This window comes from Streptomyces sp. NPDC006655, assembly GCF_040703965.1.
Taxonomy (GTDB): Bacteria; Actinomycetota; Actinomycetes; order Streptomycetales; family Streptomycetaceae; genus Streptomyces.
The window spans coordinates 68,043-81,907 of record NZ_JBEYJU010000002.1 but is presented as its reverse complement, the minus strand read 5'-3'; the positions used below and the strand labels follow the sequence as shown (position 1 = coordinate 81,907).

General features: G+C 73.2%; 12 protein-coding genes. 1 reads left to right on the top strand and 11 read right to left on the bottom strand.

Annotated elements, in window-relative coordinates; translation table 11 throughout:
- Positions 1-63: 63 nt before the first annotated feature.
- The 11 genes from AB0958_RS01510 to AB0958_RS01460 all read right to left on the bottom strand — a co-directional run bounded on the left by AB0958_RS01510 (position 64) and on the right by AB0958_RS01460 (position 13,262).
- Complete coding sequence (locus tag AB0958_RS01510; protein WP_366888246.1) at positions 64-813, bottom strand: spherulation-specific family 4 protein; 750 nt, start codon at positions 811-813, stop codon at positions 64-66.
- Positions 801-1,760 (bottom strand): NAD-dependent epimerase/dehydratase family protein, encoded by a 960-nt coding sequence (locus tag AB0958_RS01505; protein WP_366888245.1) that lies wholly within the window; start codon positions 1,758-1,760, stop codon positions 801-803. Before AB0958_RS01505 ends, AB0958_RS01510 begins: the two co-directional genes overlap by 13 nt.
- Positions 1,761-1,929: 169 nt before the next feature.
- A complete protein-coding gene (locus tag AB0958_RS01500; protein ID WP_366888244.1) occupies positions 1,930-3,246 on the bottom strand; it encodes a hypothetical protein in 1,317 nt (438 codons plus the stop codon).
- Positions 3,243-4,973: a DUF3492 domain-containing protein gene (locus tag AB0958_RS01495; protein WP_366888243.1), complete on the bottom strand. Its 1,731-nt coding sequence runs from the start codon at positions 4,971-4,973 to the stop codon at positions 3,243-3,245. The genes AB0958_RS01500 and AB0958_RS01495 overlap by 4 nt, the downstream gene beginning before the upstream one ends.
- Before the next feature lie 267 nt (positions 4,974-5,240).
- On the bottom strand, positions 5,241-6,833 hold the full coding sequence (locus tag AB0958_RS01490) for an ABC transporter ATP-binding protein (protein WP_366888242.1): 1,593 nt from the start codon (positions 6,831-6,833) through the stop codon (positions 5,241-5,243).
- Entirely contained in the window at positions 6,830-7,828 is a 999-nt protein-coding gene (locus AB0958_RS01485; RefSeq protein ID WP_366888241.1) for an ABC transporter permease, read from the bottom strand. Before AB0958_RS01485 ends, AB0958_RS01490 begins: the two co-directional genes overlap by 4 nt.
- Positions 7,825-8,862 carry an ABC transporter permease gene (locus tag AB0958_RS01480; protein WP_366888240.1) on the bottom strand — a complete coding sequence of 346 codons (1,038 nt, stop codon included), beginning with the start codon at positions 8,860-8,862 and terminating at the stop codon, positions 7,825-7,827. Before AB0958_RS01480 ends, AB0958_RS01485 begins: the two co-directional genes overlap by 4 nt.
- Before the next feature lie 4 nt (positions 8,863-8,866).
- Positions 8,867-10,585: an ABC transporter substrate-binding protein gene (locus AB0958_RS01475; protein ID WP_366888239.1), complete on the bottom strand. Its 1,719-nt coding sequence runs from the start codon at positions 10,583-10,585 to the stop codon at positions 8,867-8,869.
- Positions 10,586-10,751: 166 nt separating this feature from the next.
- Positions 10,752-10,844: an Ms4533A family Cys-rich leader peptide gene (locus AB0958_RS01470; RefSeq protein ID WP_338059060.1), complete on the bottom strand. Its 93-nt coding sequence runs from the start codon at positions 10,842-10,844 to the stop codon at positions 10,752-10,754.
- A 56-nt stretch (positions 10,845-10,900) separates the two neighbouring features.
- Complete coding sequence (locus AB0958_RS01465) at positions 10,901-12,262, bottom strand: DUF3152 domain-containing protein (protein WP_366888238.1); 1,362 nt, start codon at positions 12,260-12,262, stop codon at positions 10,901-10,903.
- Positions 12,263-12,269: 7 nt separating this feature from the next.
- Positions 12,270-13,262, bottom strand: coding sequence for an alpha/beta hydrolase (locus AB0958_RS01460; protein WP_366888237.1), 993 nt, complete (start codon positions 13,260-13,262; stop codon positions 12,270-12,272).
- Between the two features lie 221 nt (positions 13,263-13,483).
- Here AB0958_RS01460 and AB0958_RS01455 point away from each other — a divergent pair, with 221 nt between their 5' ends.
- Complete coding sequence (locus AB0958_RS01455; RefSeq protein ID WP_366888236.1) at positions 13,484-13,708, top strand: hypothetical protein; 225 nt, start codon at positions 13,484-13,486, stop codon at positions 13,706-13,708.
- Positions 13,709-13,865: the final 157 nt, after the last annotated feature.

Below are 13,865 nucleotides of genomic sequence, written 5' to 3'. Positions count from 1 at the left end.
GGGGACTCCGTTGATCGGTCAATCACTACGGTTGTTCTCCTTGTAACACTGCCACGGGCTTCTTCATTCCGAGACACCTGTTCCGATCCGCGAGACGATCTCGTCCCAGTAACCGGGCATCGCCTCCCAGGGATCCGCCCGCCCGCCGCGGTCGGTCCGGTCGGTGATGTAGATCGTGGCGGCGCCCTGCCAGCGGGCGATGCGCAGCGCCTCGTCCAGGTGGCCGAGGGGTACACCGTGGACGAAGTGGCAGAAGCGGTCGGGCGGGTAGTCCGCGGTCCACTCGGCCACCTGCGACCAGCGGTAGTCGCTCCAGGGACCGGCGAAGGTCACGAGCTGGTCGGCGTTCTCCGCGTAGCCCGGGTGGGGGTGGGTGCCGTGGCCGAGGACGATGTGGGGGCCGTCGCCGACGTCCCGGAGCGCGGCGACGGCGCGGCGGACCTCGGGGAGCGCGGCGCGCTCGGCGGGACAGCGGTCCAGCAGGAAGCCGTCGACGTGGTACCAGTCGTGGAAGCGGTGGGCGTCGGTGATCAGGTCGCCACGGGGACGGGCGCCGTAGGTGGCGTCCAGGTGGCCGAGGACGCGGACGCCCGCGTTGCGGAGCCGGCCGGTCGCTTCCAGGCAGTGCGGGTCGGGACGGCTGCCGGGGCCGTTCGCCACGTCGAGGACGACCCAGTGCAGGGGTGTGCCGGGGCGGGTCAGCTCCGCCCACTGGGCGGGCACGAGGAGGGGATGGGCGTAGCCGGGGATGCCGACCGCGGTGCGGACGCCGGTGGTCGCGGCGCCCGCCCGCGTGCTGGTCAGATGCGGCACGCCGCCTCCATCCAGATGTCCGCGAGAGATTCCTCCAGGTTGATGCGGGGCCGCCAGCCGAGCCGGTCGCGGGCGCAGCGGACGTCTGCCTGCTGCCAGCTGCCGCAGCCGTCCGGGTACGGGTACGCGACCGGGGCGGCGTTGTCGGGGTCCATGCGGGGGTGCCCGATGGCGCCGCGCAGCGGGCCGGGGGGACCGTCGAGTTCGTGCAGGGCGCCGCCGTATCCGGCGACCCGGGCGAGGACACCGGCGGCGTCGCGGAGCCGGACGGCGCGGCCGGAGCCGATGTTGATGACGCCCTGGGCCGCGGAGAGCGAGGCCGCGTGGACGGCGCGGGCGACGTCACGGACGTCGACGAAGTCGCGCTGGGCGCCGAGGCCACCGAGTTTGAGTTCGCCGTCGCCGGACTGCATGGCGCGGCGCATCGCCTCGGCGAGCCGGCCGAGCGGGGAGCCGGCCGGGGTGCCGGGTCCGGCGGGCGAGAAGACGCGCAGGACGACCGCGTCGAGTCCGGAGCCGAGGACCAGTTCGGTGGCGGCGAGCTTGCTGACGCCGTACGGGCCGCCGGGGCGGGGCACGGCGTCCTCGGCCGTGGAGGAGCCAGGCTGGCTCGGGCCGTACTCGGCGCTGCACCCGATCTGCACCAGGCGGGCGCCGCAGCCGCTGCGGCGCAGGGCCTCGCAGACGGTGGCGACGGCGACGGTGTTGTGCCGGGTGAGTTCCCGGGCGCCGCCGCGGGTGGCGCCCGCGCAGTTCACGACGACGCCCGGGTGGACGGCGTCGAGGAAGCGGGTGAGGGCGCCGGGGCTGCCGGTGGCGAGGTCGAACCGGACGTCGGCGTCGTCGCCGCGGCCCAGCGCGGTGAGCTGGACGGCCGGGTCGGCGAGCAGCCGGTCGGCGACGAAGCGGCCGAGGTATCCGTTGGCTCCGATCAGCAGAACCCTCATCGTGCGGCTCCCGGGGTGTGCGCTCCGGCGACTCCGGTGGTTCCGGACGCTCCGGGTCCGGGTCGGGAGATGGTCATCTGGTGGTCTCCTTCTGGGGGTGCGGTTGCCTCGGGTGAGGCGCCGGGCGCCGGCCGCCGGGACGGCGCGGCGTGGCCCGGGAAGAGGTGGCTCACTCGGGGTCTCCCGTCGGCGCGTGGGCCGAGGCCCGGGTGAGGGTGCGCGTGGCCGTGAACAGCAGCGCGAGGGCTGCGGCGGCACAGCCGAGGGCCTGGACGCCGCCCGGGCCCCAGGCGTCGGCCAGGGCGTCGACGGGGGCTGCCAGGACGGCGCAGCCGGGCAGCCTGCCGAGGAGGACCAGGGCCATGGCCGCCGCTTCCGTGACGGCGGCGGCGGCAAGCGCGCGGCGGGCTTCCCGTGCGGCGTCGTGGACGGTCAGGAGGCGGGCGGCCAGCAGGAGGGCGCCGAGGGTGAGCGCCTCCGGGTAGCCGGCGGGTTCGCCCAGGGCGGTGCCGCACAGCGCGAGCAGGGCGGTGAGGGCGCCCAGGAAGAGGGCGAACGTGCCGAGCAGCAGGGGCTGCACGGCCGCCGTGAACTCGTCCAGGCCACGGCTGCGGGTGAGGCGGCGGTGGGCGCCGGTGGTGAAGAGGTGGGTGCTCCAGGCCGCCGGGGCGGTGGCCAGGGTGAGCGCGAGGGCGGGTGCGGCGGTGACCGGCCAGGGGCCGTGCGCGGCGCCGGTCGGCGGGCCGTCGGGGCCGCCGTCCAGGACGGCGCGCAGCAGGCCGTTGCCGAGCAGGGCGTAACCGAGGAGCCAGCAGGTCCACGCGCGCGTGCCGGTGGCGGTGGGCCGGGCGGGCGTACGGGACAGCACCGCCAGGGGGCCGCGTCGCAGGGCGAGGTGGACGGCCAGGGCGACGGCGAGGACACCGGCGGCTGCCACCAGGAGACGCGGACGGCCCTCGGTGAGCCGCACCCCGGTCACGGCCGCGGCGCCGACGGTGCCCGGGAGGAGCGTGAGCAGCGCCCAGTCGGCGCGTACGCGGGGCGCGGGCGCCGGTTCGGGGCGCGGACGGTGGTCCTCGCCGCGGGGCACGCGGGCGTAGAGCTCCTCGGCGAGCGAGAAGACGTCACGGTGCCGGAAGCGGGCGGCGGCCCGGTCGGTGACCCCGTGCGCTTCGAGACCGGCGGCGATCTCCAGCGGGTCGACGGCCCGCTCGCAGAGTGCGCGGTGCCGGTGCAGCAGTGTCTTCACGGGGTCGACGGCGCCCCGCCGTGGGGTGGCGCCGCGGCCGCCCGCGGTGTCCCGGGCGTCCCTGGCACCCGCGGTCGGTTCCGGCAGTCCGCTCCCGGGCGGGGCGGCGGCGCCGTCGGCGGCGCCCAGGAGCCACTCCCCCGACCGTGTGTCCCACGCGTCGGCCCGGCTCGGCCGTCCTGGCCGGTCGAGCTCGCCCGGACCACCGCTCGGCGCGCCGCCCTCGCCGCCGTTCACAGCGCCCCCTCGGTCGCCGCCGACGCGGTGGCCGGTGCCGGGACGGGCCCCGGCGTGGTGCCCGGTGTCCGGCCGGGGCCGCCCCGGTGGACGCCACGGGCCGTGGGGCGGGTCCAGCGGCCGGGCACATGGGCCTCGGCCGGGACGGCGAACGGCAGCGGCTTCCCCGCCTCGTCGAGGACGACCCGGCGGACCGGGCAGTGCGAGACGATCTCCAGGTAGAGGGTGTGGAACGCCGCGATGTTCTGCTCGACGGTGAACAGTTCGAGTGCCCGGGCGCGCGCGGCGGCTCCGAGGCGCTCACGGCGCACGGGGTCGCGCAGCAGCGCCACGCACGCCTCCGCGAGCGCCCGCGGATTGCGCGGTGGTACGACGAGACCGGTGCCGCCGATGACCTCGACCACGGCGCCCACGTCCGTGGAGACGGTCGGGCGGCCGCAGAGCATCGCCTCGACGAGCCCGGCCGGGAAGCCCTCGACCACGCTGGAGAGAACGACGACCGCGCCGGACGCGTAGGCGTCGGCGAGGGTGGGCGCCTCGGGGCCGCCGATCTCCTCGAAGGAGACCGGGTTGTCGCCGACGGCGTGCACGCCCTCGGCCTCGTCGGGGAAGAGCTGGGCGGCGAGCGCCCGGCAGTGGCCGAGGTAGGTCGCGCCTTCCGACCCCACGGGGGCGCCCAGCACCCGCAGTCGCGCTGTGGGTTCCTCCTTGCGGACCTCCGCGAAGGCGTGCAGCAGCGACACCAGGTCCTTGGACGGTTCGATACGGCCGACCCATGCGAGCGTGCCCGGGTCGGCGCGGTCGGGTGCCTCGCCGACCTCGGTGAACCGGGCTGCCTCCATGCCGGGGTGGACGGTACGGATCCGGGACCGGTCGGCGCCGCAGCGCTCCTGCCAGCGTCGGGCGTGCGCGTTGCCGGGGGTGATGATCGCCGCGCGGTCGTAGACCTCGGCGGCGAACCGGCCGTGGAAGGCGGCGAGCAGGGTGCGCACGGCCGGGGTGACGGCGTCCGGGCCGACGGCCAGGTAGTGCGAGCGCAGGTGCACGCCGTACTCGGTGACCAGCAGCGGGACGTCCGAGAAGTGCCCGGCGAGCAGGCCGGGCAGGGCGGCGGGACCGGCGGCGGTGGCGTGGCAGAGGTCGGCCGCGCCCAGACCGTCGTCGCCGTACCAGTCGAGGGAGAGGGGGCGCAGGGCGCGTTCGAGGTGTGCGGCGACGGTGAGCAGGTCGGGCACCCGTGCCTCACGCGCGAGACTGTGCGCGCCGCGGGTACGGCAGGCGTGCTCCAGCGCGCGTACGGCGGTGTCGGAGCGGAGAGCGCCGGCCAGTCCGCCCTCGTCGCGGGCGAGTTCGGCGAGCCCGTAGAGCGCGCTGCCGAAACGGTCCGCCAGATGACCGGGCGCGGTGTCCGAGTCATCCTCGCGTCCGGCGCCGCCCAGGCCCGCCGGGGGATCCGCGCCCCGCACGCCGGCGGGCCCGGCGCTCAGTACCTCCGCGAGTTCCCCGTAGCTCTCGGCGAAGCGTCGGCGTGCGCGCCTGCCGTACGCCCTGCCGTCCTTCTCGGCGGTCCACAGGGGAGCCGTACGCACCCGGCTGACGTGCGGCGGCAGCTCGAGACGGCCCTCGTCCTCCTGGCGGCGGCTGCGGGTGAGGGCGTAGACATCGAACTCGTGCTGCCCGAGCCCGCGCACGAGCCGGTCGCACCAGAGTCCGGCGTCACCGCCCACATACGGATAACCACCCTCCGTAACCAGTCCGATGCGCACGTGTGCACCCCCGATCGATCTCCCGTGTGGGGAGCCGCCTACGCGTCGACGGCTCGCAGCGGGACGAACGTATGCGGACAAGGCGGTGGCGCGACGGACGGTTGTCCATCGCGCCACCAAAAGGGGTGAACGGTCGTAACTTTCGCGTGCGGACCGCGTTCTGTCGCGCTAAGAGATCGTTCGACAGCGCGACGTCACCTCACCGCGCCCCGGGGAACAGCGGAAACGTCACGCCGACGCCAGTTCCCGGCGGGCGGCCCGGCGCCGGGCCGCGGCCTCGGGGTCGAGGGCGGGTACGGCGGCCAGGAGTTGGCGGGTGTACGGGTCCCTGGGGCTGTCGTACACCTCGTCGGCGGGCCCGGTCTCCACGATCCGGCCGCGGCGCATCACCGCGACCCGGTCGCTGACCTGGCGGACGACGGCGAGGTCGTGGGCGACGAAGACGAGCGCCAGCCCGAGTTCGCGCTGGAGTTCGCCGAGCAGGGCGACGACCTGGGCCTGGGTGGTGACGTCCAGCGCGGAGACCGGCTCGTCGCAGACGATGACACGCGGGTCGGCCGCGAGCGCCCGCGCGATGCCCACGCGCTGGCGCTGGCCACCGCTGAACTCGTGCGGGTAGCGGTCGTAGTGCGCCCCTTCGAGCCCTACGCGCTCCAGCAGTTCGACCACGCGCTTCCGGATGCGCCCCTCGTCCCTGTCGCCGCGGGCGCGGAGCGGGTCGGCTATCGACTCGCCCACGCTGCGGCGGGGATTGAGCGAGGAGACCGGGTCCTGGAAGACCATCTGGAGGGCCGGGTCGACGCCCACGCGCGCGTGCCCGTCGTAGCGGACCTCGCCCGCCGTCGGCTCCAGCAGTCCGACCAGCATCCGGCCGAGCGTCGTCTTGCCACTGCCGCTCTCGCCGACGACGCCGAGGGTCTCGCCCCGGCGGACGGTCAGCGACACGTCGTCCACGGCCGTGAACGCCCGCTTGCCGCGCCCGAACTCGCGTCGCAGACCCGTCGCCTCCAGGACCACCTCGTCGGACGCCTCAGAGGGCGTACGCGCCGCGTCCACCCGCGGGACGGCGGACAGAAGTTCACGCGTGTACGGCTGGGTGGGGGCCCCGAGCACGCCGGTGACCGGGCCCTGTTCCACCGCCCGGCCGTGCCGCATGACGAGCACCTGGTCGACGCTCTCGGCGGCGACGCCCACGTCGTGCGTGACGAGCAGCAGGCCCATGCCGGTCTCCTCGCGCAACGTGTGCAGCAGGTCGAGGATCTGGGCCTGGACGGTCACGTCGAGAGCCGTGGTCGGCTCGTCGGCGATCAGCAGGTCGGGTTCGCAGGCGAGCGCCATGGCGATCAGCGCGCGCTGGCGCATGCCGCCGCTGAACTCGTGCGGGCGGGACCGGGACCGGCGCGGGGCGTCCGGAATGCCGACCCGGTCGAGCACCTCCACGGCACGCGCGCGTGCGGCTCGCCGTGACACGCGCGCGTGCACGCGGTACACCTCGGCGATCTGGTCGCCTGTCGCGTAGTACGGGTCCAGGGAGGACAGCGGGTCCTGGAAGACCATCGCCGCCTTCGCGCCGCGCAGTCGCCGCAGTTCGTCGTCGGAGGCGGCCTGCACGTCGACACCGGCGACCTCGATCGAGCCGCCGACCCGCGCGCCCGTGCCGTGGTGCAGGCCGAGCAGGGCCGAGGCGACCGTGGACTTGCCGGAGCCGGACTCCCCGACCAGCGCGAGGGCGGCGCCCGGCGCCAGGGTGAACGAGAGCCCGTCCACGGCCCGCAGGTCGCCGAACTCCACGGTCAGATCAGTGACTCGGACCAGACTCACGTCAGTACCACCCGTCGGTCGGCCAGCGCGTACAGCACGTCCGCGACGGCGTTGGCGAGGACCACGAAGAAACCGATGACCAGAACCATGCCGACGACCACGGGCAGGTCGACCACGGTGACGGCGTGGACCAGTTCCTGGCCGATGCCGGGGAGACCGAAGAGGGTCTCGATGAGCACGGCTCCGCCGACCGCGCTGCCGACGTCGTTGGCGTTCAGGGCGATGATCGGCGCGAGCGCGCCGCGCAGCGCGTGCCGGCCGACTATGGCCCGCTCGCCGACGCCGTAGGCGCGGAAGGTGCGGATGTGGTCCTCGGCGAGGGTCTCCAGCATCGACGCCCGGGTCAGCCGGGCGAAGTAGGCCGCTTCGGCGACCGCGAGGGTCACCCAGGGCAGCAGCAGGTTCCAGGCCCACTGCTCGGGGTCGTCGGAGAAGGAGACGTACTCCGGGAACGGCAGCAGCTCCAGCTGCCCGCAGACCACGATCATCAGGACCAGGCCGATGACGAAGACCGGCGTGGAGATTCCGGCCAGGGTGAGGCCGGTGAGGGCGCGCTCGGTGAACCGGCCGCGCCGCCAGACGGAGAGGATGCCGGTGCCGACGCCCAGCAGCAGCCAGAGCACCATCGCACCGATCACCAGCGACAGGCTGACCGGCAGCTTGGTGAGGATGATCTGCATGACCTGCTGGTCGCTCTGGTAGGAGAGCCCGAGGCAGGGGGCCGCGCAGTGTGCGACGGAGGTGCCGGTGGAGTAGTCCTGACCGGCGACGATGCCCTGCAGGAAGTGCCAGTAGCGCACGTACAACGGGTCGTCGAGCCGGAGTTGCTGGGCGACCTGGTGCACCTGTTCCGGCGAGCAGCGGGGGCCGCAGGTGATCTGGGCGACGTTGCCGGGGGTGACGTAGAAGACGACGTAGACGATGACCGAGATGGCCAGCAGGGTGATGACCGCGCCCACCGCGCGGCGCAGCGCGAATCCGGCGAAGCCGTTCATGACCGGCCCTCCTTCGCGGCGTCCGGCTGTGCCGTCCGCGGCCCGGCGTCCGCCTTCGTCTCCCGCTTGCGGCCGGTTCCGACGCGCAGCCGGGAGGCCGAGCGCGGGTCGAGGGCGGTGCGGACGCCGTCGCCGAACACGGTGAGCGCGAGCACGGTGACGAAGAGGGCGCCCGCGGGCAGCAGCAGGTACTGCGGGGCCGCCTGGTACCAGACGTTGGCCGAGGTGAGCATCTGGCCCCAGGACGGGGTCGGGGGCTTCACTCCGACGCCCAGGAAGGACAGCGAGGCCTCGATGGCGATGTTGGCCGGCACCATGAGGGCGGCGTACGTGATGACGGGCGCGGCGAGGCCGGGCAGCAGTTCCCGGCGGGCGATCCGCCAGGTGCTCCAGCCGCTGAGCCGGGCGGCGGCCACGTAGTCGAGGTTCTTCAGGGAGAGCGTCGCGGCGCGCGCGATCTTGCCGATGGTGCCCCAGGCGACGAAGCCGATGATGAGGGAGACCAGGACCGGCCTGGGGAAGCCGCTGGGCACGACGGCCAGCAGGGCCAGGGCCATGATGATCAACGGCATGGCGACGATGATGTCGGTGACCCGGCTCAACAGTTGATCAACCCATCGGTTGCCGAGTCCGGCCGTGACACCGACGACGACACCGAGGAAGACCTGCACGGTGGTCGCCGCCAGGGCGACGCCGAGGGAGACCCGTGCGCCGTAGACGAGCCGCGCGAACAGGTCCCGGCCGGTCCCCGGTTCGACGCCGAGCCAGTGGTCGGCGCCGATGCCGCCGAGGGAGCCGATGGGCACGCCCCCGCGCGCGGAGTCCACCAGGGCGGGGTGGTAGGTGGTGGGGTCCTGGCCCTCCAGGGCGGTGAGCAGCGGCGCGGCGAGCGCGACCAGGACGAGCAGCGCGACGATCCCCGCCGCGACCATGGCGGCCCGCTGCGCGCGCAGCCGCCGCCAGAACCGACGGGCCCCCGAAGCCCCCGAGGCGAGTGCCTCGGGGGCCTGGGGAGCGACAAGTGCCTCGCTCACGTCGCTACTTCACCGCGACCTGGGAGATGTCCAGGACACCGGTCCAGTCGCTGATCACGACGTTCCTGATGTCCTTGCCGACCAGCCGCTTGTAGACGGGGTGGAACAGCGGGACGGTCAGCGCCTGTGCGCCGATCTTCTTGTCCAGCGCGCCCCACCGCTCGGCGGCGGCGTCAAGGTCGGTCAACTTGTTGATCGCGTCTATCTCGGCATTGACCGATGCGTCGTTGAGCAGACCGGAGTTGAAGTTGGCGCCGTCCTTGACGATCTGCCGGCCGTCGAAGATCGGGGCGAGGAAGGGGCCACCGGAGGGCCAGTCGGCACCCCAGGCGGAGAGGAAGAAGCCCGGCTCGGTCTTCACGCTGTGGACGGTGTCCGAGTAGTTGTTGTCCTCCAGGCCCTGGAGCTTGACGGTGATGCCGGCCTTCTTGAGGGCGTCCTGGACGGCGGTCGCGATCTCGGGGCTGGTCTTGAAGTTCTGGGCGTTGTCGTGGGTGAGCGTGACCGTGAGCCCGTTCGGGTAGCCCGCCTCCTTCAGCAGCTCCTTGGCCTTGGCCGCGTTGCCGGTGGCACCGGCCGGGAAGAGGTCGTACGGCGTGTAGCCGAAGGACTTCTGGTCCGGCAGGAAGGTGGTCGCGGGTTCGGCCAGCGCGCTGCCGCCCGCGGCGTTGACCACGGAGGACCGGTCGACGGCGTAGGAGATCGCCTGTCGCACCTTGGGGTTGTCGAACGGCTTCACCTTCGGGTTGAACGCGATGTAGTTCGTGTAGCCGAAGTGGCCGGTACCGACCCGCGCTGCCAGCTCCTTGTCGCCGGTCACCTTGGCGAGTTCGGCCGGGCCGAGGTTGGTGTCCGTGGTGACGGCCGCCGCGTCCGCGCCCTGGGACGCCGACAGCCGCTGGTTGATCACGGAGGAGTCGAGCCCGGAGCGGACGTCGATCTTGTCCGGGTAGGCCTTGCGCTGGTCGTCGACGGACGCCGACCAGTACGTGTTCCGCTCCAGCACCAGGTGCTCGCCGTCGTTGTCGTTCTCGACGACCTTGTACGGGCCTGAGGAGACCGGGTGCTCCTCGTACTTCGTGCCGGTGTCCTTGGCCTTCGGGACGGGCGCGAACTGCGTCTGCGTGGCCAGGTAGGGGAACTCGCCCTCGGGCTTGTTCAGGTGGAAGACGATCGTGCGGCTGTCCGGCGTCTCGATCGCCGACAGCCCCTTCTTGTCCTTGTACGGCCCCTGGTAGTCGGCCGCGCCGACCAGCCAGTCCCGCAGATAGGGCGCGCCGCCGGAGAGTTCGGGGGCGAAGGAGCGCTCGATGCCGTACTTGATGTCGGCGGACGTGATCGCGGTGCCGTCCTCGTACTTGAGGCCCGCCTTCAGGGTGTACGTCCACACGGTCGCGTCCTTGCTGGGACGGCCGGTGTCGGTGGCCAGGTCGGGGACGACCTTGGTGCCGGCGGCGCCGTTCGCGCGGTTGCGGGTGGTGAGCGTGCGGAACACCAGGGAGGGGACGTTGCCGCCGCCGGAGGTGTACAGGCGGGCCGGGTCGAAGTCCGACTGGGGGTCGGAGTTCAGCACGGTCAGCGTGCCGCCCTTGTGCGGCGCGGAGTCGCCACCTGAGCCCTTGGCATCGTTGTCCTTCGGCCCGCAGGCGGCGGCACCCGCTGCCACGACCAGGCTGACGGTTGCCACGGCCGCACGGCGCGCTCTGGCGGACGGTTGACGCATCGGAATGACGACCTCTCGGAAGACGTGTCTCAATTGGTGAGACAGATTGACGAGGAGTGAGACGAAAGTGAACAGACGTCCGCCCGGGCGTCAGGTCGTCGAAAGAGCCGTGACCCAGGTCACGGCGAAAAAGGAGAATCGCGACACGAACACCGGAGGGCGACGGTCAGCGACAGTGGATGTCGGCCACGCAGAGCGCGGTCACGCCGATGAGCGCCAGCTCGATGGCGGCGCGCGAAGAGGCGTGGGGGGACGACATGCCCAAAAATATGGAGGAACTTTCTGCGCATGTCAATGTGATGTATGCGCCACCTGTCAACTCCTGGGATAGGGCCAGGGGTTGGGGAGACAGTGGATTCCGTCGTGGTCGAGGAACTTGGTCTGCTGCTGCATGACCGGCGCCGGCTCGCCGTTCTTGTCGCACGTCACGTGGCCGTAGCCGAGCCGGTGGCCCACCTCGTGGTTGATCAGCATCTGCCGGTAGGCGTGGATCTCGTCGCCGTACGTCTTGCTGCCCTGGGCCCACCTGTACGCGTTGATCATCACGCGCTGGGTGGACGCCGAGTCGCAGGACACGTTGTCCTCGGTCGTGTCCAGACCCGACTTGGCACACCACTTGGCGGTGGTGCCGGGGCTGGCCAGCGTGATCACGAAGTCGGGCCTGCCGGAGGAGACGCGTTCGAAGGTGCGGGCGCCGTCGTGGGCCCAGCTGCGGTCGTCGTTGAGCGTCTTCTGCACGGCGTCGGCGAACAGTTGCCCGTCCAGGCCCAGTCCCTGCTCCACGTCGACGCGGTAGGTGTACTTCCGGCCCGTGCCGGGCGCCTTGGCGCCGCCGGGCACGGCGGTGAACTTCCCGGAGCCGGCCAGCTCGGCGCTGAGCGGGTACTTGGTGTCCATCGCCTGCGCGTACGACAGGGTGGCCAGGCTCGGCGAGGCGGACGCGGACGGCGTGGTCCGGCCGTCGCCGCGCGCAGCGGCTCCGTCGGTGGCCCGCGCGTCGGCGCCCGACCCGGCCCGTACGCCCCCGGCACGGCCGTCGGCGACCTGCCCGGCGACGATCACCGCGAGCACGGTGGTGACGGCGGCGGCCGCGATGCCGGTGAAGGTTCGGCCCCTGCCGCCCTTGGGCTGCGCGGGTTCACCGGTGGGCGCCGCCTGGTCCTCGTCGCCGTACGGCTCGGAGGCGAGCGGTGAGGTACGCGGGCCGGGGACCGGCGGATACGTTTCCGCACGCCGGGTGCCGATGCCGGGGCGGGGCGTGAAGACGTCGACGTCCCCGTCGAAGGCGTCGAGGTGGTCCTGCCGGGGGCCGCCGAACGAACCCTGCCGCTGTCGCGGTATCGACACCCCGCCCGGCCGGCCTGCGCCCGCCTCCCGCTGCCCGGCCTGCCCGCCACGGACCCGGGGAACACCGGCTGCCGGGGTGCCGTGAGCCGCAGTGCCGCCGACCGCAGGGCCGTCGGCCCGGGTGCCGCCGACCGCAGGGCCGTCGGCCCGGGTGCCGCCGACCGCAGGGCCGTCGGCCCGGGTGCCGCCGACCGCAGGGCCGTCGGCCCAAGTGCCGTCGGCCGCAGTGCCGTCGGCCCGGGTGCCGTCGGGAGAACGCACCGCGCCCACGCCGGCCGGGTCCGCCGCATCGTCCTTGGGTGCCGGGCCGCGGCGGCTGTGGCGTCCCACCCTTCCCTCAGCTCCCCGTGCCCGCAGCGGCGGTGCCGCCGCCGGACCTCTCGGCGTCCGCCAGGAGTTCACGGAACGCCCCGGCCACCACCCCCGGGTACTCCATCATCGCCACGTGCCCGGCGTCCGGCATGGACAGCAGGCGGGAGTTGCGGAAGCTGCGCGCGGCCCGCTGGGCCATGCGGTAGCCGACGAGCTGGTCCCGGGCTCCGTAGATCAGCAGTGTGGGGGCGAGGACGCGCTCGGCCTGGCGCCACAGCCCGTGCTGGCCGCCCAGGGTGTACGCGTTGACGATCCCGCGCGCGGACCGCGCCATCGCGTCCCAGAAGTACGGCAGCCGCAGCCGCCGCTCCAGCTCCTCCACCGCGTACTCGAACGCCTCGGGCGTCACCCGTCCGGGATCGCCGTAACAGAGGGACAGAACGCCCCGTACGCGCTGTTCGGCGGTCCACCTGCCGGTCGCACGGGTGAGGAGTCCGGCGATGCCGGGCAGGCCGATCAGGATCGTCGGCACGGCGGTGCGCTGCACCCGCAGCTCGGGCAGCGCCGGCGAGACCAGGGTGAGCGTGCGGACGAGGTCGGGGCGGACGGCGGCGATCCGGGTGGAGACCGCGCCGCCGAGCGAGTTGCCGAAGAGGTGGACCGGGCCGCGGCCGGCCGCGTCGAGATAACGGATGACCGCGCGCGCGTGCCCGGTGACGGAGTAGTCGCCGTCGTCCGGCGGCGGAGAGTTGCCGAAGCCCGGAAGGTCGACCGCCTCGCCGTCCACGACGCCTTCGAGCCGCTCCATCAGCTCCGACCAGTTCTGCGAGGAACCGCCGAGTCCGTGGACGTACAGCGCGGGCGGCAGGCCCTCGCGCGCGGGTGGCCGGGAACGGATCGACAGGGTGACGCCGGGCAGTCCCACCGACCGCAGCCGCTCGCCCTCGGCGACCCTGACGGCCTTTGCCTTCGGGAGCACGCTGGTGGGCGGTACGGACGGCAGCTCGGTCGAAGACATGGGCCAATGTTACGAGACGATCACACAGTGGTTCGTGTGTTCGCCGTCACAGATCGACCGGGCGTGCCGTGCGGCGGCCCGGGTGCACGGCACCGGACACGCGCAGGCGAACGGCCCCCGTGACATAGCGTCCGCATCCGGTGTCTCCTACGCTCGTAAACAGGGCACCCGTTTGTGGCCCCCTGCTCAGCCAGGGACGTTCGAAGGAAGGGAGCCCCACCATGACCTATGACCCGACCGACCCCGACGCGCTCGACGATCTGGAGGCGGAGGACGCCCCCGAGATCGACGTCGAGGCCCCGGAAGGCGACGCAGCCGAGCAGCACACGGACCTCGCACCGTCCGACGACGATCCGCTCACCGCGGTGGACCCGGACCGCGGGAACGAGGCCGATCTGGTCGAGCAGGCACGCGTGGTCTCGCACGACGAGGACGACTACCGCTGACGCGACCGGTCTCCGGCGGGCCCACCTGCTCAGTCCGTATTTCCCGGCGCATTTCCGGGTGCGGCTTTCGCCGCCGTCCGGTACGTGAAATTCTGCGCTCGCACCGCGCACATCACGGTTACCGAAAAGTACGATGGCCGGGCGGCGCGATCCGCAC